16 protein-coding genes and 2 tRNA genes are annotated in these 21,910 nt (G+C 53.0%); 9 read left to right on the top strand and 9 right to left on the bottom strand.

Features of this window, described 5'->3' with window-relative positions:
- From nrdB to ubiG, 3 genes are all read right to left on the bottom strand, one after another.
- Window positions 1-1,131 (bottom strand): class Ia ribonucleoside-diphosphate reductase subunit beta, encoded by a 1,131-nt coding sequence (gene nrdB, locus OC597_RS17550; protein WP_085117713.1) that lies wholly within the window; start codon window positions 1,129-1,131, stop codon window positions 1-3.
- Window positions 1,132-1,199: 68 nt separating this feature from the next.
- Window positions 1,200-3,488, bottom strand: coding sequence for a class 1a ribonucleoside-diphosphate reductase subunit alpha (nrdA, locus tag OC597_RS17555; RefSeq protein ID WP_261425925.1), 2,289 nt, complete (start codon window positions 3,486-3,488; stop codon window positions 1,200-1,202).
- Between the two features lie 437 nt (window positions 3,489-3,925).
- Entirely contained in the window at window positions 3,926-4,651 is a 726-nt protein-coding gene (gene ubiG, locus OC597_RS17560) for a bifunctional 2-polyprenyl-6-hydroxyphenol methylase/3-demethylubiquinol 3-O-methyltransferase UbiG (protein ID WP_261258188.1), read from the bottom strand.
- Window positions 4,652-4,863: 212 nt separating this feature from the next.
- Between ubiG and gyrA the strand changes: the two genes are divergently transcribed.
- Both gyrA and rcsC read left to right on the top strand, forming a co-directional pair.
- Window positions 4,864-7,515 carry a DNA topoisomerase (ATP-hydrolyzing) subunit A gene (gene gyrA, locus OC597_RS17565; RefSeq protein WP_262209767.1) on the top strand — a complete coding sequence of 884 codons (2,652 nt, stop codon included), beginning with the start codon at window positions 4,864-4,866 and terminating at the stop codon, window positions 7,513-7,515.
- Between the two features lie 161 nt (window positions 7,516-7,676).
- Entirely contained in the window at window positions 7,677-10,550 is a 2,874-nt protein-coding gene (gene rcsC / locus OC597_RS17570; protein WP_262209768.1) for a two-component system sensor histidine kinase RcsC, read from the top strand.
- Between the two features lie 50 nt (window positions 10,551-10,600).
- Here the strand turns inward: rcsC and rcsB are convergent, their stop codons facing one another.
- Genes rcsB through OC597_RS17590 form a run of 4 tightly spaced genes read right to left on the bottom strand, consistent with a single transcriptional unit; the run spans window position 10,601 to window position 15,582 of the window.
- Entirely contained in the window at window positions 10,601-11,251 is a 651-nt protein-coding gene (rcsB, locus tag OC597_RS17575; protein ID WP_037420903.1) for a response regulator transcription factor RcsB, read from the bottom strand.
- Window positions 11,244-13,946, bottom strand: coding sequence for a phosphotransferase RcsD (gene rcsD / locus OC597_RS17580; protein WP_262209770.1), 2,703 nt, complete (start codon window positions 13,944-13,946; stop codon window positions 11,244-11,246). The genes rcsB and rcsD overlap by 8 nt, the downstream gene beginning before the upstream one ends.
- Before the next feature lie 21 nt (window positions 13,947-13,967).
- The gene (locus OC597_RS17585; protein ID WP_262209771.1) at window positions 13,968-15,122 is read right to left on the bottom strand and encodes an MFS transporter; all 1,155 of its coding nucleotides are present in this window, start codon (window positions 15,120-15,122) and stop codon (window positions 13,968-13,970) included.
- A 55-nt stretch (window positions 15,123-15,177) separates the two neighbouring features.
- Window positions 15,178-15,582, bottom strand: coding sequence for a DUF4186 domain-containing protein (locus OC597_RS17590; RefSeq protein WP_261258179.1), 405 nt, complete (start codon window positions 15,580-15,582; stop codon window positions 15,178-15,180).
- Window positions 15,583-16,295: 713 nt separating this feature from the next.
- Between OC597_RS17590 and ompC the strand changes: the two genes are divergently transcribed.
- Together ompC and OC597_RS17600 are read left to right on the top strand one after the other, a co-directional pair.
- Window positions 16,296-17,426, top strand: coding sequence for a porin OmpC (ompC, locus tag OC597_RS17595; RefSeq protein ID WP_261258177.1), 1,131 nt, complete (start codon window positions 16,296-16,298; stop codon window positions 17,424-17,426).
- Between the two features lie 153 nt (window positions 17,427-17,579).
- A complete protein-coding gene (locus OC597_RS17600) occupies window positions 17,580-17,996 on the top strand; it encodes a VOC family protein (RefSeq protein WP_262209772.1) in 417 nt (138 codons plus the stop codon).
- Here OC597_RS17600 and OC597_RS17605 read toward each other — a convergent pair.
- Window positions 17,990-18,568 carry a TetR/AcrR family transcriptional regulator gene (locus tag OC597_RS17605; RefSeq protein WP_261258172.1) on the bottom strand — a complete coding sequence of 193 codons (579 nt, stop codon included), beginning with the start codon at window positions 18,566-18,568 and terminating at the stop codon, window positions 17,990-17,992. The genes OC597_RS17600 and OC597_RS17605 overlap by 7 nt on opposite strands.
- A 114-nt stretch (window positions 18,569-18,682) precedes the next feature.
- Between OC597_RS17605 and OC597_RS17610 the strand changes: the two genes are divergently transcribed.
- Window positions 18,683-19,150, top strand: a complete 468-nt coding sequence (locus tag OC597_RS17610; RefSeq protein ID WP_261425934.1) for a nuclear transport factor 2 family protein — start codon at window positions 18,683-18,685, stop codon at window positions 19,148-19,150.
- 6 nt (window positions 19,151-19,156) lie between these two features.
- Here the strand turns inward: OC597_RS17610 and OC597_RS17615 are convergent, their stop codons facing one another.
- A complete protein-coding gene (locus OC597_RS17615; RefSeq protein WP_261258168.1) occupies window positions 19,157-20,059 on the bottom strand; it encodes a LysR family transcriptional regulator in 903 nt (300 codons plus the stop codon).
- Between the two features lie 79 nt (window positions 20,060-20,138).
- Between OC597_RS17615 and blaSPR the strand changes: the two genes are divergently transcribed.
- The 4 genes from blaSPR to OC597_RS17635 all read left to right on the top strand — a co-directional run bounded on the left by blaSPR (window position 20,139) and on the right by OC597_RS17635 (window position 21,828).
- The gene (gene blaSPR / locus OC597_RS17620) at window positions 20,139-21,035 is read left to right on the top strand and encodes an SPR family subclass B3 metallo-beta-lactamase (RefSeq protein ID WP_262209775.1); all 897 of its coding nucleotides are present in this window, start codon (window positions 20,139-20,141) and stop codon (window positions 21,033-21,035) included.
- A 136-nt stretch (window positions 21,036-21,171) separates the two neighbouring features.
- Complete coding sequence (gene osmE, locus OC597_RS17625; RefSeq protein WP_262209777.1) at window positions 21,172-21,501, top strand: osmotically-inducible lipoprotein OsmE; 330 nt, start codon at window positions 21,172-21,174, stop codon at window positions 21,499-21,501.
- Between the two features lie 157 nt (window positions 21,502-21,658).
- Window positions 21,659-21,746, top strand: a tRNA-Ser gene (locus OC597_RS17630).
- Window positions 21,747-21,752: 6 nt separating this feature from the next.
- A tRNA-Thr gene (locus OC597_RS17635) sits at window positions 21,753-21,828 on the top strand.
- Window positions 21,829-21,910: the final 82 nt, after the last annotated feature.

Below are 21,910 nucleotides of genomic sequence, written 5' to 3' on the forward strand. Positions count from 1 at the left end.
TTAGAGTTCGAAGTCGCTCAGGTCGTCGGCATGCACTTCCGAGTCGATCTGGCCGACCAGGTAGGAGCTGACTTCCACTTCCTGCGGGGCAACCTGCACGTTGTCTGACACTAACCAGGCGTTGATCCATGGGATCGGGTTAGAGCGGGTTGCGAACGGCAGGCCAAGACCGACCGCCTGCATGCGGATGTTGGTGATGTATTCCACATACTGGCACAGGATGTCTTTGTTCAGGCCGATCATCGAGCCGTCACGGAACAGGTATTCTGCCCACTCTTTTTCCTGCTCGGCCGCCAGCACGAACAGGTCATAGCATTGCTGCTGACACTCAACGGCAATTTCCGCCATCTCTGGGTCATCTGCGCCGGAACGCATCAGGTTCAGCATATGCTGGGTACCGGTCAGGTGCAGCGCTTCGTCACGGGCGATCAGCTTGATGATTTTGGCGTTGCCTTCCATCAATTCACGTTCCGCGAAGGCAAACGAACAGGCGAAGCTGACGTAGAAGCGGATGGCTTCCAGTGCGTTAACGCTCATCAGGCACAGGTAGAGCTGTTTCTTCAACGCACGCAGGGTAACGGTCACTGTTTTACCGTTGACCTGATGCGTGCCTTCACCCAACAGATGATAGTAGCCAGTCATTGCGATCAGATCGTCGTAGTAGCCGGAGATATCTTTCGCGCGCTTGAGGATCTCTTCGTTGGTGACGATGTCATCAAACACCACCGCCGGATCGTTAACGATGTTTCGGATGATGTGGGTGTAAGAACGAGAGTGAATCGTCTCGGAGAAGGACCAGGTTTCTATCCAGGTTTCCAGCTCCGGGATCGAGATCAGCGGCAGCAGGGCGACGTTCGGGCTACGGCCCTGGATCGAATCCAGCAGCGTTTGATATTTCAGGTTGCTGATGAAAATGTGTTTTTCATGTTCCGGCAGCGCCTGATAGTCGATACGGTCGCGTGAAACGTCCACTTCTTCCGGACGCCAGAAGAAGGACAGTTGCTTCTCAATCAGTTTTTCGAAAATTTCATGTTTTTGCTGATCGAAACGCGCAACGTTAACCGACTGACCGAAAAACATCGGCTCCAGCAACTGGTTATTTTTGTTCTGAGAAAATGTGGTGTAAGCCATAAGCCTGAATCCATCGTAACGTGGCTAAATGAAGGGGCCGGAAGAGTTCCGGCCCGCTGTGTCAAACTTTAGATCTTGCAGGCGCCGCTTTCGCAGTCATCATCGCCGCCTTTGGCCGGCAGCAAATCTTCCTGAATATCATCGGCACCGTCGCGGGTGTTCTGATAATACAGCGTCTTGACACCAAACTTGTAGGTGGTGAGCAGGTCTTTCAACAGCTGCTTCATTGGCACCTTGCCGCCCGGGAAACGGGTTGGGTCATAGTTGGTGTTGGCCGAGATCGACTGGTCGATAAATTTCTGCATCAGGCCGACCAGTTGCAGATAGCCGTCGTTGTTCGGCATTTCCCACAGCAGTTCGTAGTCGTTTTTCAGACGCTCATATTCTGGTACCACCTGGCGCAGAATACCGTCTTTAGACGCTTTGATACTGATGTGACCGCGTGGCGGCTCAATGCCGTTAGTGGCATTGGAAATCTGCGAAGAGGTTTCCGAAGGCATCAGCGCCGACAGGGTAGAGTTGCGCAGACCGGTTTCCTTGATCTCTTTACGCAGGGTTTCCCAGTCGTAGTGCAGTGGCTCCTGGCAGATAACATCCAGATCTTTCTTGTAGGTGTCGATCGGCAGGATGCCCTGTGAATAAGTGGTTTCATTGAACCACGGGCAGGCACCTTGTTCCTGAGCCAGACGGTTCGAGGCCTTCAGCAGGTAATACTGGATGGCTTCGAAAGTCTTGTGGGTCAGGGCGTTAGCGCTGCCGTCGGAGTAGCGCACGCCGTTCTTCGCCAGGTAGTAAGCGTAGTTGATCACGCCGATACCCAGGGTACGACGACCCATCGCGCCACGGTGAGCGGCTTTGATTGGGTAGTCCTGGTAATCCAGCAGGGCATCCAGCGCACGTACTGCCAGGGTAGCCAGCTCTTCCAGATCGTCCAGGCTTTCGATGGCGCCCAGGTTAAAGGCGGACAGCGTACACAGGGCGATTTCGCCGTTTTCGTCGTTGACGTCATCCAGTGGCTTGGTCGGCAGGGCGATTTCCAGGCATAGGTTGGACTGGCGTACCGGCGCGATCTGCGGATCAAACGGACTGTGGGTGTTGCAGTGGTCAACGTTCTGGATGTAGATGCGGCCGGTAGAGGCACGTTCCTGCATCATCAGCGAGAACAGTTCAACCGCTTTCACACGTTTCTGGCGGATGCTGCTGTCTTGTTCGTACTGGGTGTAAAGACGTTCGAATTCGTCCTGATTGGCGAAGAACGCGTCATACAGCCCCGGTACGTCAGACGGGCTAAACAGGGTGATGTCCTGGCCCTTGATCAGGCGCTGGTACATCAGGCGGTTCAACTGCACGCCGTAATCCATGTGGCGCACGCGGTTGCCTTCAACGCCACGGTTGTTCTTCAGTACCAGCAGGCTTTCAACTTCCAGATGCCACATCGGGTAGAACAGCGTAGCTGCACCACCACGCACGCCGCCCTGAGAACAGGACTTCACTGCGGTCTGGAAATGTTTGTAGAACGGGATACAGCCGGTATGGAAGGCTTCACCACCACGGATCGGGCTGCCCAGTGCACGAATGCGGCCAGCATTGATACCGATGCCGGCGCGTTGCGAAACGTATTTCACAATGGCGCTGGAAGTGGCGTTGATGGAATCCAGGCTGTCGCCGCACTCGATCAGCACGCAAGAGCTGAACTGGCGGGTTGGGGTGCGCACGCCGGACATGATTGGCGTAGGCAGTGAAATCTTGAAGGTGGAGATCGCGTCGTAGAAACGTTTAACGTAGTCCAGACGGGTATCACGCGGGTAGTTGGAGAACAGGCACGCGGCTACCAGGATATACAGGAACTGGGCGCTCTCGTAGATCTCGCCGCTAACCCGGTTCTGCACCAGATACTTCCCTTCCAGCTGCTTAACGGCGGCGTAGGAGAAGTTCATATCACGCCAGTGATCGATAAAGGACTCCATCTGCTCGAACTCTTCAGAGCTGTAGTCTTCCAGCAGATGCTTATCGTACTTGCCCATTTCTACCATGCGCGTTACGTGAGCGAGCAGCTTCGGCGGCTCGAATTGGCCGTAAGCTTTTTTACGCAGATGGAAGATGGCCAGGCGGGCTGCCAGATACTGATAGTCCGGCGCGTCGCGCGAGATCAGATCGGCTGCTGCTTTGATAATGGTTTCATGAATATCAGCCGTTTTGATGCCGTCATAAAACTGAATATGGGAACGCAACTCTACTTGAGAAACCGAGACGTTGTTTAACCCTTCCGCGGCCCAGTCGATGACACGGTGGATTTTGTCGAGATTGATGCGTTCTTTACGGCCATCGCGTTTAGTTACAAGCAGACTTTGGTTCATGTGGTGTTTTACCTGTCCGTATGGTGCCCCTAAGCAGAAGTGTAGTAGCTCTGCTCAGTATGTAAACACTATATATAGGGGTTGTATGTCGGTGAGGTAACAAGATAGTGAGAAAACAGGGCGTTTGCAAGTGAACAAAAGTGGCCTAATTTGTGGATAACTTGGGGGTGAAATGTGACTTGTCTTTCGCAGTGCGCGCTGTGACTGGCGCGACAAGCTTGTCAATAAGCGGGATAAGAATTTCCCTAGAATCAGAAAAACGTGATCGTTTGCCGCTTTATTAAACGTTAGAAAAAAACGGCATATTGATCTGATTTAATATTCTTAAAAACTGTTTACAACGGTGATTTTGATCGAAAGCGGAAAAATCAGGTATTTATCTTAATGTTATCGGCGCACCGGAACGGACAAGCCAGTCCCGGCGTGCTTTGGCAGGCTCAGCCTTCGTGCTGAGTATGTACCATATAGTTCACATCAACGTTGCGGCCAAGCTTGAAATGGTCGGTGATTGGGTTGTAATGCAGGCCAATCATATGCTTTTCGCGTAGCGGCGTGCCGTCAACCCAGCCGATCAACTCAGAAGGGCGGATGAACTTCTTATGGTCATGGGTACCCTGTGGCACCATCTTCAGAATATATTCCGCACCGACCACCGCCATTAGCCAGGCTTTGGTGTTGCGGTTAATGGTGGAGAAAAACACGTGGCCGCCCGGTTTGACCAGGTGAGCGCAGGCGCGTACCACCGAAGCCGGATCGGGAACGTGCTCCAGCATTTCCATGCAGGTCACTACGTCATAGCGTTGTGGATTGGCCTGCGCATGGCTCTCCACCGTTTCCTGTATGTAAGTCAGATTCACGCCGGTTTCCAGTGCGTGCAGCCGGGCAACCTGCAGCGGCTCGGCGCCCATGTCCAGTCCGGTGACCTGTGCGCCTTCGCGCGCCATGCTTTCTGCCAAAATGCCGCCGCCGCAGCCAACGTCGAGGACGGTTTTGTCAAAAATGCCGCCGGCGCGTTGCAGGATGTAGTTCAGACGCAGCGGGTTGATACGGTGCAGCGGCTTGAATTCACCTTCCAAATCCCACCAGCGCGAGGCCACGGCCTCGAACTTGGCGATTTCATGATGGTCTACGTTTTGCGCTTGGCTGGATGATTCTGCATTCATGGGCGTATTTGGCTCCTGGTTCTCGTTGCGCGGATTATACATGTTCCGGCGCAGCACCGTCTGCGTCGATGCATTTTTACTGCACATATATGCATAATTTAAGTTAAACAGCGGCGGTTATTTTCCCGTAAAGCGTGCTTTGTGATATAGTTTTACACCTTTGCCACTATGGCAGCGGGCAGATGAATCATTAGTAGAGGGATAGCAGCTCCATGAGCGACCTTGCCAGAGAAATCACACCGGTAAACATCGAAGACGAGTTGAAAAACTCGTATCTGGACTACGCGATGTCCGTAATTGTCGGACGTGCGCTGCCAGATGTTCGTGATGGACTGAAGCCGGTGCACCGTCGCGTTTTGTTCGCGATGAGTGTATTGGGTAACGACTGGAATAAACCATACAAAAAATCGGCCCGTGTCGTCGGGGACGTAATCGGTAAATATCACCCACACGGTGACAGCGCGGTTTACGACACCATCGTGCGTATGGCTCAACCGTTTTCGCTGCGCTATATGCTGGTGGACGGTCAGGGTAACTTCGGTTCTGTCGATGGCGACTCCGCCGCGGCGATGCGTTATACCGAAGTGCGCATGTCCAAAATTGCTCACGAACTGCTGGCGGATCTGGAAAAAGAAACCGTCGACTTCGTGCCTAACTATGATGGCACCGAGCAGATCCCAGCCGTCATGCCAACCAAGATCCCGAACCTGCTGGTTAACGGCTCGTCGGGCATCGCCGTGGGTATGGCCACCAACATTCCGCCGCATAACCTGTCAGAGGTTATCAACGGCTGCCTGGCTTATATCGATGATGAAAACATCAGCATCGAAGGCCTGATGGAACACATCCCGGGGCCGGACTTCCCGACGGCGGCGATCATCAACGGCCGTCGCGGCATCGAAGAAGCCTACCGCACCGGGCGCGGCAAAATTTACTTGCGCGCACGCGCCGAAGTAGAAGCCGATGCCAAAACCGGTCGCGAAACCATCATTGTTCACGAGATCCCGTATCAGGTGAACAAGGCGCGTCTGATCGAGAAGATCGCCGAACTGGTCAAAGAAAAACGCGTGGAAGGTATCAGCGCGCTGCGTGATGAGTCCGACAAAGACGGCATGCGTATCGTGGTTGAAATCAAGCGCGACGCGGTCGGTGAAGTGGTACTGAACAACCTGTACTCGCTGACGCAACTGCAGGTCACCTTCGGCATCAACATGGTGGCATTGCATCAGGGTCAGCCGAAACTGCTGAACCTGAAAGACATTCTGAAAGCGTTTGTCCGCCACCGTCGCGAAGTGGTGACTCGTCGTACCATCTTCGAACTGCGTAAAGCCCGCGATCGCGCCCATATCCTGGAAGCGTTGGCTATCGCCCTGGCGAACATCGATCCGATCATCGAAATGATCCGTCGTGCGTCAACCCCTGCGGAAGCCAAAATCTCGCTGGTGGCTCAGGCGTGGGAGCTGGGTAATGTGGCTGCAATGCTGGAGCGAGCCGGTGACAATGCCGCTCGCCCTGAGTGGCTGGAGCCGGAGTTCGGTATCCGTGACGGTAAATACCATCTGACCGAGCAGCAGGCTCAGGCGATTCTGGATCTGCGTCTGCAGAAACTGACCGGCCTGGAGCATGAAAAGCTGCTGGACGAATATAAAGAGCTGCTGACGGCGATTGCCGCGCTGATCTTTATTCTGGAAAACCCAGACCGTCTGATGGAAGTGATCCGCGAAGAGCTGATTGCAATCAAAGAGCAGTACAACGACGGCCGTCGCACCGAGATCACCGCCAATACTTCAGATATTAATATCGAAGACCTGATCAACCAGGAAGACGTGGTCGTTACGCTGTCGCACCAGGGCTATGTGAAGTATCAGCCTCTGACTGACTATGAAGCGCAACGCCGCGGCGGTAAAGGCAAGTCAGCGGCACGTATTAAAGAAGAAGACTTTATCGATCGTCTGTTGGTGGCTAACACCCACGATACGATCCTGTGCTTCTCCAGCCGTGGTCGCCTGTACTGGATGAAGGTGTACCAACTGCCTGAAGCCAGCCGTGGCGCGCGCGGTCGTCCAATCGTCAACTTGCTGCCGCTGGAAGCCAATGAGCGTATCACCGCCATTCTGCCAGTGCGTGAGTATGAAGAAGGGCGCCACGTGTTTATGGCCACTGCCAGCGGTACCGTGAAGAAAACTGCTCTGACCGATTTCAGCCGCCCACGCAGCGCCGGCATCATCGCCGTTAACCTCAACGAGGGTGACGAGCTGATTGGTGTTGACCTGACCGATGGCAGCAATGAAGTCATGCTGTTCTCCGCCAATGGTAAAGTGGTGCGCTTCCCGGAAACGCAGGTGCGTTCAATGGGCCGTACTGCTACCGGCGTGCGCGGTATCAATCTGGGTGAAGGCGACAGCGTTATCTCCCTGATTGTGCCACGTGGTGAAGGCGATATTCTGACCGTCACTCAAAACGGCTACGGTAAACGTACTGCGGTCACCGAGTATCCGACCAAGTCACGCGCCACCCAGGGGGTTATCTCCATTAAGGTGAGCGAGCGTAATGGTCAGGTAGTGGGTGCGGTTCAGGTGGATACCACCGATCAGATCATGATGATCACCGATGCCGGTACGCTGGTGCGTACCCGCGTATCGGAAGTCAGCGTGGTTGGGCGTAATACCCAGGGTGTTACGCTGATCCGTACTGCGGAAGACGAGAACGTCGTCGGTCTGCAACGCGTTGCCGAACCGGTGGAAGATGAAGAGCTGGACAGCCTCGAACCGGGGGCAGAAGTTGCAGAAGAAGACGCTGCACCGCTGGACGAAGGCGATGATGATTCTGAAGCGCCAGAAGACGCGGAAGATGATAACGCCTAAGGGGTAGGGGCTTTGCCGCCCCTGTCGCACTGAGGTTAAAAGGGCCTGGCAGCGATGCTAGGCCCTTTTTCAGTTATATGGTTTAATTGCCGGACCCAAGTCAGAGATCCCGGCTCTGATATGAACGCGCTGGTCGCCACTCACTTTCGTATGGTATCCGATTGAAATATTTAGCTTCTTTCCGCACCACGTTAAAGATATCCCGCTATTTGTTCCGGGTGCTGGCGATAATGCTGTGGTCGTTGGGGGCCTTGCTCACCACCTTCTATATCCTGAATATTCTGCACCAGAAAGAGTCCGACATTCGGCAGGACTACAATCTGAATTTCGATCAGGCGCAGGGCTACATCCGCCACTCGGCAGACATAATGCGTGATATCAAGTACATGGCGGAAAATCGCCTCAACGGCTCAGTCAGTAGCTTGGACATGTTCAGCGGTATTTTCCCCGGCAAGAACAGTCCGCTGGAGTTTGTACCGCTGTATTCAGAGTCCAACTGTTCACTTAATACCACTTACCGCAGTTCGCTCAATTCGCTGAGCGGGCTGATCCAGTATTGGAAAGAAAACTTCGTCGCGGCCTACGATCTCAACCGGGTATTTTTCATCGACGGTGATACTTTGTGCATGGCGGAGTTTGGTGGCAGCAGCAACGGCGTGGCCAACCGAGCCGACGCGCTGAAAACCCTGCATGAGCGCATCCTCAAATACCGTAATGCCAAGAACCAGGACAAAGACAATAATCTGTACTGGATCAGTCCAAGCCAGCAGCGGCCGGATGTCGGTTATCTGTATGTACTGACGCCCATCTATATTGGTAACAAGCTGGAGGCGTTGCTGGGTATTGAGCAGACCATTCGTTTGGACGACTTTGTCACCGCAGGCAGCCTGCCGACCGGCGTAACCCTGCTGGATGAGAATAACCAACCAATACTGCAACTGGCGGATGGCGAGCGCGATGCGCAGGAACCCGGCAGCTATCCGGACGAACCGGCTTATTTTGGTTATGTAGATAATTACCGTGACTTGATCATGAAAAAGGCGCTGCCGCCGTCATCGCTCAGTATTGTTTATGCCGTGCCGGTGAAGACGGTGGTTGAGCGCTTCAGGATGTTAATCCTCAATGCGGTGCTGCTGAATCTGCTGTCCGCTATTGTACTGTTCAGCCTGGCCTGGCTGTTTGAGCGCAAAATGTTCCTGCCGGCGGAAGACAACGCTTTCCGGCTGGAGGAGCATGAACAGTTCAACCGTAAGATTGTCGCCTCGGCACCGGTGGGCATTTGTATTCTGCGCATCAGCGACGGTACCAACATTTTGAGTAACGAGTTGGCGCACAACTATATCAATCTGCTGACCCATGAAGACCGTGACCGCATTACGCGCATCATCTGCGAGCAGCAGGTGAATTTTGTCGATGTGATGACCAGTAATAACAATAATCTGCAAATCAGCTTTGTGCATTCCCGTTACCGCAACGAGGATGTGGCGATCTGCGTGCTGGTGGACGTTAGCGCACGTGTGAAAATGGAAGAGTCGCTACAGGAGATGGCGGCGGCAGCAGAGCAGGCCAGTCAATCCAAATCGATGTTCCTGGCGACCGTCAGCCACGAGTTGCGTACGCCGCTGTACGGCATCATCGGCAACCTCGATTTATTGCAGACCAAGGCGTTGCCGCAGGGTGTTGATCGACTGGTCAATGCGATGAACAACTCGTCCGGGCTGTTGCTGAAGATCATTAGCGACATCCTGGACTTCTCGAAAATTGAATCCGAGCAGCTGAAGATTGAACCGCGTGAGTTCTCCTGCCTGGAGGTGATCACCCACATCGCCGGCAACTATTTGCCGCTGGTGGTGAAGAAGCGGCTGGGGTTGTACTGTTTTATCGAGCAGAACGTGCCAGAGCGCATTTCCGGCGATCCGGTCCGCTTGCAGCAGGTGCTGTCGAACTTGTTGAACAATGCGATTAAGTTTACCGATACCGGCTGCATCATTCTGCAAGTCTGTACGCGCGGTAGCTATCTGGAATTCAGCGTCCGTGATACCGGGGTCGGCATTCCGGAGAAAGAAATCACCCGCCTGTTTGACCCCTTCTTCCAGGTTGGTAGCGGCGTGCAACGCCATTTCCAGGGCACCGGGCTGGGGCTGGCGATTTGCGAAAAGTTGATCAACATGATGGATGGTGACATTGCCGTTGAATCCGAGCCAGGATTAGGCAGTCTGTTCACCATCCGCATTCCGCTGTTTAACGCCCAGTTCCCGATCCCGCAGCCCAGCGATACCTGGCAAGGCAAAACTCTGTGGCTGGATATCCGCAACCAACGGTTGGAAAGTTACCTGATGGAGATCCTTGGCGGCTATGGCGCTACGGTACTGCGTCACCAGGGGCAGGATACCGCAGCCGAGGATGTGATGCTCAGCGATCACCCGCTGATGGTCAATACGCCACTGCTGGCGCAGATCCAGTTCTCCATTGAGCATATTGGCCCGTCGCAGGAAACCCGGCCGGGCTATTGGATGCACAGTACCTCGACGCCACGTGAAACCCTGGCATTGCTTAATCGTTTGTTTGGTACCCGTGATGAAAGCGGCAATACCCTGATGCAATTGCCGTTGCCGGCCAAGGCCAGCAGGGTAGACAACGGGGATATTCATTTGCTGGTAGTGGATGACCACCCGATTAACCGCCGGTTGCTGTCCGACCAGCTTGGCTCACTGGGCTATCAGGTAGTGACCGCCAATGACGGGGTTGATGCACTCGACGTACTGAATCGCAATACCGTCGATATCGTGCTGACCGACGTCAATATGCCCAACATGGATGGCTATCTTTTGACCCAGCGTTTGCGCCAGTTGCACTTTACCGCTCCGGTGATCGGCGTGACGGCGAATGCCCTGGCGGAGCAGAAGCAGCGCTGTATTGAGGCGGGGATGGATAACTGCCTGTCGAAACCGGTGACGCTGGAAACGCTGGAGCAGACTTTGGGGTATTACAGCCAGCAGGTGCGCCGTACGCGGGCTGAGTCAGAAGATGCCTGAAAGCAAAAGGGCGCAGCAAAATGCCGCGCCCTCTGTTAACTACCGGGATTTTAGTCTTTGTCCAGCGGTGCCATGCTGACAGAGGAGAGGTAGTTGAGCAGCGCAATATCGTTCTCAACACCCAACTTCATCATCGCCGATTTCTTCTGGCTACTGATGGTTTTGATGCTGCGATTGAGCTTCTTGGCGATCTCGGTCACCAGGAAACCTTCGGCGAACAGGCGCAGTACTTCGCTCTCTTTCGGTGACAGACGCTTATCACCGTAACCGCTGGCGCTGATCCTCTCCAACAGTTTGGAGACGCTTTCCGGCGTGAACTTCTTGCCTTTCTGCAATGCGGCCAGCGCTTTCGGCAGGTCGGTCGGCGCACCCTGCTTCAACACGATGCCTTCGATATCCAGATCCAACACGGCGCTAAGAATGGCCGGGTTGTTGTTCATGGTCAGAACGATGATCGACAACTGCGGATAATGGCGTTTGATGTATTTGATCAGCGTAATGCCGTCGCCATACTTATCACCCGGCATCGAAAGGTCGGTGATCAGGACGTTAGCATCCAGTTTGGACAGATTGTTGATCAGTGCTGTTGAGTCTTCAAACTCCCCAACGACATTCACCCATTCAATTTGCTCAAGTGACTTCCGGATGCCAAACAGTACGATAGGATGGTCATCAGCAATAATTACGTTCAGGTTATTCATGTTGTTGGCTACCTTGCTGCAGCAGTCTACTGACGAAAAAATCAATCTGACTGATGTTATTCTCGATCTTGAGCGCATCACCGTCTGCGATGTGCTGTTCTAACGATTCACACAGTTGCTTGCCGGGAAGCAGATTTAACATGGCAAACACGCCTTTCAGGCGGTGTGCTGTCTGTGACAGAGCATTGAAATCACTGCTGCCCGCCTCAGTATACAGTTTTTTGACATCGTCGGGTACTGTATCAATAAATAGGCCATAGTAATCACTTGATTTCAATTGTTTTTCATAGAGTTGGATGTCATCGGCGGTCAGTGAAAGTGCGCTTTCCTGCTGTTCCAACGCGGCCATTTGCTGCTCAATCAGCATCAATACGGCGTCTATCATGGCACCGCTCAGGTTATAGTTTACCCGAATATACCGTTTTTCAAGCTGTTGCCATCCGGCTTCATCGCTGGTCAGCAGCAGGGTGTAATCGTCTGCTCTTTGCGGGTTATCGGTCAGCAATACGTCGTAGTCGCGATTAATCTGGCGTTCGTCGGCAACGATGCAACTCGCGCCGTAGGCGTGCAGCAGGTGGGTGACGATGCCACGCACTTCGTCGGACGTGATGTCCAACAATGCGGTTACACCGTCGAGCAATTTTTCCTGTGCTTCCGTCTCTTTTTTCTCCATTTCCATCGGCACGCGGATGGTGTAACGGGTGCCAATATCGACCTTGCTGCGGATATCCAACTGGCCATTGAGCTTTTTGCACAGTTGATTGCACAGGAAGAAGGTGAGGCCGGAGCCATGATTAAAGCGATCCACCAGCGTCTGGCTGAGGAACGGATAGTTCAGGTTGCTGATCTCTTCGTTGGAAATGCCTGACCCGGTGTCATTGATATGGAACACCAGGCGATCGGGGTGCTCGGGCTCATGATCGATCACCAGCGAAATCTTGCCGCAGGCGGTAGTGATAATGGCGTAATGCACCAGCAGTGAGATCACCTTGCGCAGGGCGTTGGCATCACCGACATATTGCTGTTCGACATCAAGATGGAAATGGTTGAACAACGACAGGCCTTTTTGGTTGATGGATGGCAGAGCTTCCTGCAGTAATTCATCTATCAGCGCCGATGGGCTGAAGGGGTGACGCGAAGGCTGCCAGTCCTGGGTTTCCAGCCGGGTGAGCAGGGTGATGTTTTCAATCAGCCCCAGCACCGTCGATGATTGTGCCGTCAGTTGCTTCAGTAGCGCTTGCTGCTGTTCTTCATCCGCTTGCGAACGCAGACGGTCGGCCAGATCGTGCATCTGGCGCACCGGCTGGTTCAGCTCAATACCCAGGTTATGCAGCATCAGTTTGCGTGCCTGAACATTTTTATCGTACTCGCGCTGCGCCTGCTGCAAGCGCTTGTTCACCATCACTTCCTTGTCCTGATCGTTGAGCAGGAACAGATAGGTTTCTGGTGACAGCTGGCTGCGGAAGATGCGAATTTCATACACCTCGTTGTTTACCGTCGCCTGGATAACGCCGTGATGCTGTTCGGCCATATGGGCGATTTTTTGCAGGCTGAGGTGTGGCAACAGGTGTTGGGCGATCTTGTTACTGGCGATCACCGTATTGCTGGCGAAGTTGTACACCAGCAGGCCGGAAGGCAGGCTGGCGATGATTTCCTGATTCAGTGCGCGTTCGACTTCCAATTCGACCGCCATATTCTCGCTCGGACGGATATATTGGCGACGGATAAAGTAAATGCCCACCAACGACAGCGCCAACAGCAACAGATTGATGGCAATCAGCCAGATATTGTTCCGCAGCAGGTCGATCGCCAGGCTGATAGCGGAGACGCGGTAAACCACTTTCAGCGGCGAATTAGGCAGGGAAGCGCTGAACTCCACCCAACTGCCGCTCATCGAGATGCCGGTGCTGGTCGCCGTATCCAACGGCAAGGTCCCGTCGTCCATGCTGCTATCGTCAGGCAACAGCATAAAGTTGGCGCGCGCCATATTAATGGGAATGATGTCGTTAATCGGCAGATCGAAGGCGATCACCGTAGCCAAGTGTCCCGGTTGATTAAAGGTGGTACGGATTGAAAACGAATAGGTGTTCTGGAAACGTTGTTTACGCAACGCTGAGAAGCTTTCACGCTCGTCGAGCATATTGGCCTGCTGCAGCATTTCGGCTCGACGATCCTCGGCCGAGGTTGTCAGATAGCTTTCCTTGAAACGTGAGGCCAGTTCTTTCAGCGGTTGGGTGGTGATCAGACTCAGGCTGTTATCCTGCCCGTTAAGGTAATACATGGCGTAATTTTCAGTCTTGGCTCCCCAACGGGTATCCAGATAGTCTGAAATGTTGGCGATCATCGCCAGGGTCCCTTCTTCATGACTGCCAAAAATAACCGCGTCGGTCTTTTTATGCGGCTTCTCCAGGTAATAAACGTCCGGGCGCAGCCGGGTTTCCTGCAGGCTGGGATCGACATTCAATGATGGCGCATTGCCGAACTTGTCGTAGATCTGATAGGTGATGTAGCGGTAGTTGTCGATACGTTTTTGCAGGCCGTTGGCGATGCTGTTCAGCGCGTATTTCTTTTCTGCCAGCCAGGCGTTGGTGTAGTTGTAGCCATACAAGCCGATGGCTATCGTCAGCAGTACGGAAAATAACAGGAAGCAGCGGGTGATATTGCTTGAGCTGATGGTCAGTTGTTTATTTTGCATAGTTGACTGCGCATTCCTGAATCAACGGGTTATCGCCCGGGCACTGGCGGTGACTGCCAGGAGTAATACTGCAACGCAGGCAAAGGCCGCCGTCAGGCTGGAGAACTGGGCGATAAAGCCGATCAATGCCGGTCCGGCGAGAATGCCGGCATAGCCCACGGTGGTTACTGAGGCGATAGCCAGATTGGCTGGCATATCATGTTGGTTACCTGCCGCACTGAACAGGATCGGCACCACGTTGGAAGCCCCCAGGCCCACCAGCATAAACCCAATCAGTGAAACCATGGCGTTGTTGAACACAATGGCCAGGCTTAGGCCAATAGCCGCGCACAGGCTCCCCAGCAGCAGTACCTTATATCGGCCCAGTTTGTTCACTACCCAATCGCCGTTCAACCTGCCGATAGTCATGGTGATGGAGAACAGCGCATAGCCTAATCCTGCCTGGCTATGGTCAACCCTGCGCAGGGTGGTGAGGAACAGGGCGCTCCAGTCGAGCATCGAGCCTTCCGCCAGGAACATAATGAAGCACAGGATACCGATAAACATCACCCAGCCACGTGGCAGCACGAACATCGGCCCACCTTCTTCACCGCCGCTTTCGCGCAGCAAATTGCGACTGGCCAATATCAGCAGCGCGGCAATAGTCAAAACGGTGACACAGGTTGCCAGCAAGGGGGACAGCCCCAGCCACAGCATCAGGCTGACGCCGCCGGCACCGGCGATACCGCCAACGCTGAAGAAACCATGGAAACCGGACATCATTGCCTTGCCGCTGGCGCGTTCGACCACCACTGCCTGCACGTTCATTGCCACATCGATCATGCCGATCGCCGCGCCAAACAGCAGCAGAGCCAGTGCCATACCGGTGGTGGTGTTCATCAGAACCAGCAGGGGTAAATCAATACATAGCGCCAGGCCGGCGAGCAGGATCACCGGGCGACAGCCCAACCTGCCGGTCAGGAAGCCGGTTAGCGGCATCGCTAACATCGACCCTGCGCCTATGCACAACAGCAGCAGACCCAGCGAGCCATCGTCAATGCCAATGCGCGCTTTGGCAAACGGCACCAAGGGGGCCCAGGCGGCCATACCAAAGCCGGCCACAAAGAAAGCCAACCGAGTTGCAATCTGGGCCGGGACGCCGGGTTTTTGCTGTTCATTACACAAGGTGGATGTCATGTGGGCATCAGGATCTATTGTGGAAATGCGGGCTGAAAGTTATGGAGTGTTTTTATCACAATCCGCGATCCGGGTCGAAAGGATTCGCGCTGTCATCGGCCTTTACGCCCGCCTGTCGCTCCAGCCACAAGGCAATGACTTGTACAATGTACTGCTTTTGTTGTTCGTCCAGCGCTTGCCCCTGGGGAATGTTATGCCACTTGGCCAGACAGCCCCGGCAACAGGTGGCGGTGGCATGCTGGGCGACAAACACCGGATGGCCACGCATCGGGGTTTGTTTACCATCATTTTTTGGGAAAGGGGGTGCCAGCCGTTGCTCGATAAAATCGCGTGCGTGGCTAAGGATCAGCGGCAGCCCTTTGGTATCAAAATAACCTCGGTCTTTGGGGTTCAGGCGAAATTTGGCGCGGAAGGGGGAGCTTTGCAGCCGACGCCATAGCGCTTCGGGTTGAAATAGCATGGGTCATCTTCTTCGGGATATTTTGTCTAGGCTATCAAAATAGGCACGATGCGCCAATATTGCTTTCCCAAACGGACGGTAGATCCAAGCTGCAGGTATTTTAGCAATGTAATACTTTCCTAATTAATGCGATTAATCCGTAGCCTAAAAATGGCTAATAAATTAGCAATTAGTGCGAAACTTAATTAAGGGGATAATGTCTATGGGTGATTATTTTTTTTGGCAAAAAATGCGCACCAAGGTGAATTTTGGAGAAAGTAGCAGGCAATAAAAAACCGGCCAGAAGCCGGTCGAATTGTACAAAAATTATCTTACAGATAATGAAGGTAATAATGAAAATAATGATGATAGCGGGATTATTATAACGTCAGGGCCAGGAGATGTTTTTGGCACAATGTGCTTATCAGAAGTGACTTTTGTATGGCTGTCTGTTTTTTCTTAAAGATTTGTATAACTACATGATTTTATATCTATAAGTGTATTTTTTAGCATTACGTGCTTTATTTTTTCTGTCTGTAATGTTTTGTGGAAGTTCGCGCAAGTTTACATTTGGAAGCATTTATTAATCATAGTGAAACACTATCGGATACTTGGTATCATTTTCTTTCTGGATTAATATAACCCTTGTTACCAGAATGGTAATGCACAGTCGTGCTAATAATGCTCAAAAGGGCAGTGGCCATAGCTCGACATAATTAACGAGGATAATAACGATGAAACTTCGAGTACTCTCTCTGATAGTACCCGCACTGCTGGTTGCAGGCACGGCAGGCGCGGCGGAAATCTACAACAAAGACGGTAACAAACTGGATTTGTACGGTAAAATCGATGGTCTTCACTATTTCTCCGATAACAATGGTTCCGATGGTGACATGTCTTATATGCGTTTCGGCCTGCGTGGCGAAACACAAATCAGCGATCAACTGACCGGTTATGGCCAATGGGAATACCAGGCAAACCTCAACCACGCTGAAAGCGAAGACAACAAAAACTTTACCCGTTACGGCTTTGCCGGCCTGAAATTTGGCGACTACGGCTCATTTGACTACGGTCGTAACACTGGCGTGCTGTATGACGTAGCCGCTTATACCGACTTGCAGCCAGAGTTCGATGGTTCCACTTACGGTGCCGACCAATTCATGTTCCAACGTTCCAGCGGTTTGGCGACTTACCGTAACACCGACTTCTTCGGTTTGGTTGACGGCCTGAACTTTGCTCTGCAGTACCAGGGTAAAAACGGCAGCGGCGAAGAGTCTAACAACGGCCGTGAAGTTCTTAATCAGAACGGCGACGGCTACGGCATGTCGGTGAACTATGATATCGGCTATGGCATTAGCGCTGCAGGTGCCTTCTTTAGCTCCAAACGTACCAGCGAGCAAAACGGCGGTGGCACATACAGCAGCATTATGGGCCGTGGCGATCGTGCAGAAGGTTATTCTGGCGGTCTGAAATATGACGCCAACGACGCTTATCTGGCCGTGATGTTCACCCAGTCTTACAATGCCGCACGCTTTGGTTCTACAAGCAGCGATGCTTATGGCTATGCCAACAAAGCGCAAAGTATTGAAGCCTACGCCCACTACCAGTTCGACTTCGGCCTGCGTCCATTCGTTGGTTATAACCAAACCAAAGGTAAAAACCTGGGGCTGGCAGCTAACGGTAAAGACTACGGTGACGAAGATCTGGTCAAATTTGTGGACCTGGGTACCAGCTACTTCTTCAACAAAAATATGTCCACCTACGTTGATTACAAAATCAACCTGCTGGATGACAACGATTTCACCAGGTCTGCCGGTATCAACACTGACAACGTGGTTGCCGTGGGTCTGGTTTACCAGTTCTAAGCAACAGAGTGTGAATATGATCACGCGGCCTTTGGGCCGCGTTTTTTTTGCCTGCGGTTTGGCACAAATTGGTATTAGCACGGCACGGATTGCCATTTCGATGTCCTGTGGTTTGTCTAAACTGCTTACATATAGAAAAATCAGGAGGTTAGCATGGAACTCAAGATAGAAAGGGTCATTGAAACGGTGCTGTACGTCAAGGATATCGAACGGGCCGCCGCTTTTTATCAACAGGTGTTAAAATTGCCAGCAATGGTGGCCAACGAACGTTTTCGCGCCTATAACGTGGGCCAGCAAAGCGTGTTGCTGTTGTTTATTGAAGGCGACTCAGTGAAAGGCGCACATTATCCGGAAGGGTACATTCCCCCGCATGACGGCAAAGGGCCGCTGCATATTGGCCTGGCGGTGGCGAAAGAGCAGCTGCCGTATTGGGAACAACACCTGACGGCACACGGCGTCGCAATAGAAGGGCGCATGAGCTGGGGGCACGGCGGAGAGAGTATTTATTTCCGCGATCCCGATGATCATCTGCTGGAACTGGTCACGCCGGGGATCTGGGCTAATTACTGAGGGTTCCAGGCGGCGGCCAATGTCTTCAGCATTTCACTCAGAAGCAGCAGGGCGTTCTGTGCCTGCTTTTCAATTTGCACCTTGACGATCGCTCCGTCGATCAACATCGCCAGCATCTCAGCCCGCGGTTCTCGTTGAGGCCCGATGGGCAGGTAGCGGGCAATCACTTCTGCCATCTGCGCCTTATGCCGGCGGGCTATGTCCAGGCTTTCCGGCAGCATATCCGCCAATTCCACCGCGGTATTGATAAATGCACAACCGCGGTAGTGCGGATCGCTGAACCACTCCTCGAGACAAGGCACCAAAGCGAGCATGACATTCCCTGACCCTGCGACATGCTGCTCCAGCGACAGGTTAAACCAGCTCAGCCACTGATCGTGACGGTAGGCGAGAAACGCCTCAATTAGCTCATTCTTACTGGGGAAATGACGATAAAACGTCACCTTGGCCACGCCTGACTCGCTGATGATGCGATCGATACCGGTCGCGCGTACCCCATCGCGGTAAAACAAATCGTGGGCAGTCAGCAGAATACGCTGACGCGGCGGCAGAGCGCTGGGAGTAGCAGACATCAAAACATCTCCTGAAATATTGGCTTGAATGATTGTAGACAACTCTGTCTACATGCGCTAGCTTAATTGTGTAGACAAACCTGTCTACTCGGTTATAACCCGCAGAGGTGAGCTATGAGCATTAAACCCCCATTACCGCCGTTTACCCGTGAGTCGGCCATCGAGAAAGTCCGTCTGGCGGAAGATGCCTGGAACAGTCGCGATCCTGAACGAGTTTCACAGGTCTATTCTGTGGATACCCACTGGCGTAACCGGGCAGAGTTTGTTGATGGCCGTGAGGCCGTCTGCGCATTCTTACAGCGCAAGTGGGCAAAAGAGCTGGAGTATCGGCTGATTAAGGAACTATGGGCGTTTGATGGGGCGCGTATCGCGGTGCGTTTTGCCTACGAATGGCGTGATGACTCCGGCAACTGGTACCGTAGTTTTGGCAACGAGAATTGGGAGTTTAATTCGGACGGCCAGATGATTAACCGGCACGCCTGCATCAACGATATGCCGATCCGCGAACAGGATCGTCAGTTCCACTGGTCGCTTGGCCGTCGCCCGGATGACATTGCGGCTCTGAGTGATTTCGGCTTCTGATCGTTGTTACTGATAATAGGGCCGTAGTTGTGTATGAAGCGTGGAGATAAGCCGTTTTTTCCACTCAACTTCCCCCTGCCGGTAGTACGAAAACAGATGACCAATTGCCAGGTTGTCCAGGATCGGCAGGGTAAGTAAACCCTGTTTATCCTGTTGCGCACTGAACCAGGGCTGCGGAACTACCGCCATCAGCGGAGCCGCTCGCAACACCGGGGGGAGCTGGGCATAGTCAGCGCAACTAAGTTGGATCCTGCGTTGCAATCCCTGACGTTCCAACTGGCGATCCAACTCATTTTCCGCCTGCGGCCAGGGGTGGCAGTAATAGTGTGCATAGTCTGCCAGCTCGCTGAAAGCCAGTCCGCTCTTGTGCTGCAACACAGGTTGCAAAGGCGGCCCAAATACCGCGACCAGGCGGGTGCTACCAAGCAGTTCATAACGCAGTGCGCTGGTGCGCTGTTGATGATCGCCAACGGCAATCACCATATCGATACTGCCCTCCAGCAGTTCATTGCGCCATGAGCGCCGCTCAAAGTTTTGGCAGCGGATATCTGCGTTGACGAGAGTGCTTTTCTGCGCCAGCAGCGGCAGTAAGATTGGATGCAGCGCGGGCGGTGCGACCAGGGTGAAATTCCGGGGTGCATCCTGTACATGACCGAACAATTCACCGTCCAGTGAAGAGAACAGTGGCGTCAGTTTTTCTTTAAGCGACAGGGCAAACAGAGTAGGAATCTGGCGATGTCCCTCGCGGCGAAATAAAGGTTCATCCAGCACTTCTCGCAGGCGGGCCAGCGCATGGCTAACGGCTGAGGTGCTGATACCCAATCTGTCAGCCGTTTTTTGACTGGAGCCGGTACTGGTCAGCAGGTAGAGCACCTTCAGCAGGTTCATGTCCATTTGCAGAATATTCATTAATGGCCTTTTAAATTGAACACCTTTCAATATTGGTCTGAGTATACTTCAGCCCCATTTACCCCGATAGAAGTGGACCATGAAAAAAAACGCTGGTTATCTGACGGCCATGACTCTTGTCCTGTGTTTTAGCGCTCAGGCGCAGCTTAATCCAGCCCAACCCTTGTCCAGTGCGCCACCGTATTCACTGTTCGAGCAATGGGCGCAGCCGGTTGTACCCTTCCAGATGTTCCCACATGTTTATTATGTCGGCACCCGTAACCTTTCGTCGGTGTTGTTGAGTACGCCAGAAGGTTTGATTCTGATCGATGCTGCGCTGGATGCCAGCGCTCCGACGATAAGAGCGCACATTGAGGCTTTGGGTTTCAACATTAAGGATCTGCGCTATATCCTTAATAGCCATGCGCGTCTCGATCAGGCGGGTGGCATCGCGCGAATGAAGGCCTGGAGCGGAGCAAAAGTGGTCGCCAGCGCTGCCAACGCAAAGCAGTTGGCATTGGGGGGGAAACAGGATTTCGCGCTGGGAGATGCGTTGAGCTTCCCACCGGTGAAGGCCGATATTATTGTCGGAGAGGGGGACAGCGTGACTCTGGGGGGGCTGAGGTTAACAGCATTGATGACGCCGGGCCATTTACCGGGTGCCACCTCATGGCTGACCACGCTTCGCCAGGGCGGGCGAAGTTACCGGCTGGTCTATGCCGACAGCCTGGCCACGCCGGATTATTATCTGATCAATAACAAAAACTACCCCAGCCTGGTAGCGGATATCCGCGGCAGTTTCCTCCGACTGGCGCAGCAGCAGGCGGATATTTTTATTGCCAATAAGGGAACGCGCTTCGACCTGGACAATAAAATATCACGACTGCAAGCGGGTGATCTGGACGCCTTTGTCGATCGTCAGGGGTTGCAGCAATATGTGCAACAGTCACAACAGACATTTGAGGCGCAGTTAAAACAGCAACAAAATAAAATGTAAATTACGTTGGTCTGGCTATCCTGGACTTGGTGAGGATATTGACGTGAAGCGCACCTATCGACAAAGTGAAATTTGTAGAAAAGCCTTCTCTCTTCTAGACTTAGAGGACAATAAACGTACTCCAAGAGGACAAACCATGACGAATAAGCTGGTTTTAGCCATTTGCACTGCAGCGATTTTCACCCTTCTTGCCGGTTGTACAGCTTATGACAGGGCCGCTAGTTACGTTCAGGAACCTGTGGTCAGTGACGTAAAAGTGGGGATGACCAAACAGCAGGTACGGGCGATTGCCGGACCACCGTCAACTACGGCTACCTTGGTTCACGCACAGGGTACCTGCGACACCTATGCGGTGGCGCCACGTGACGGAAAAGTACAAACCTATTTTGTCAGCTACAGCGACACCGGTCATGTGATGAACAAAGGTTATCAGACCTGTTCAGACTACGACTCTCAGCCTAAATAATTTGCCGTTGTGTTGAACAATCCAGCCCCGCTTTGGCGGGGTTTTTCATTTTTTAACCGCTAGTGGCATGAAGTTTAACCAAACGCACTTTTTCCTGCATTTTTTCGCATGAAACGATAGACATTTCATAACGGTAGCGCTAATATCTGCGCCCATTGGAAGGATGGCCGAGTGGTTTAAGGCAACGGTCTTGAAAACCGTCGAGTGTAACAGCTCCCAGAGTTCGAATCTCTGTCCTTCCGCCAAATTTAGCCGGCTTAGCTCAGTAGGTAGAGCAACTGACTTGTAATCAGTAGGTCACCAGTTCGACTCCGGTAGCCGGCACCATATAAGTTGTACAGACGTTTAACCCCGTCTACGAACCCCAGTAATCGTAATGATTGCTGGGGTTTTTCGTTTTCCGCCCGCG

Source organism: Serratia proteamaculans (genome assembly GCF_946227095.1).
Classification (GTDB): Bacteria; Pseudomonadota; Gammaproteobacteria; order Enterobacterales; family Enterobacteriaceae; genus Serratia; species Serratia proteamaculans_E.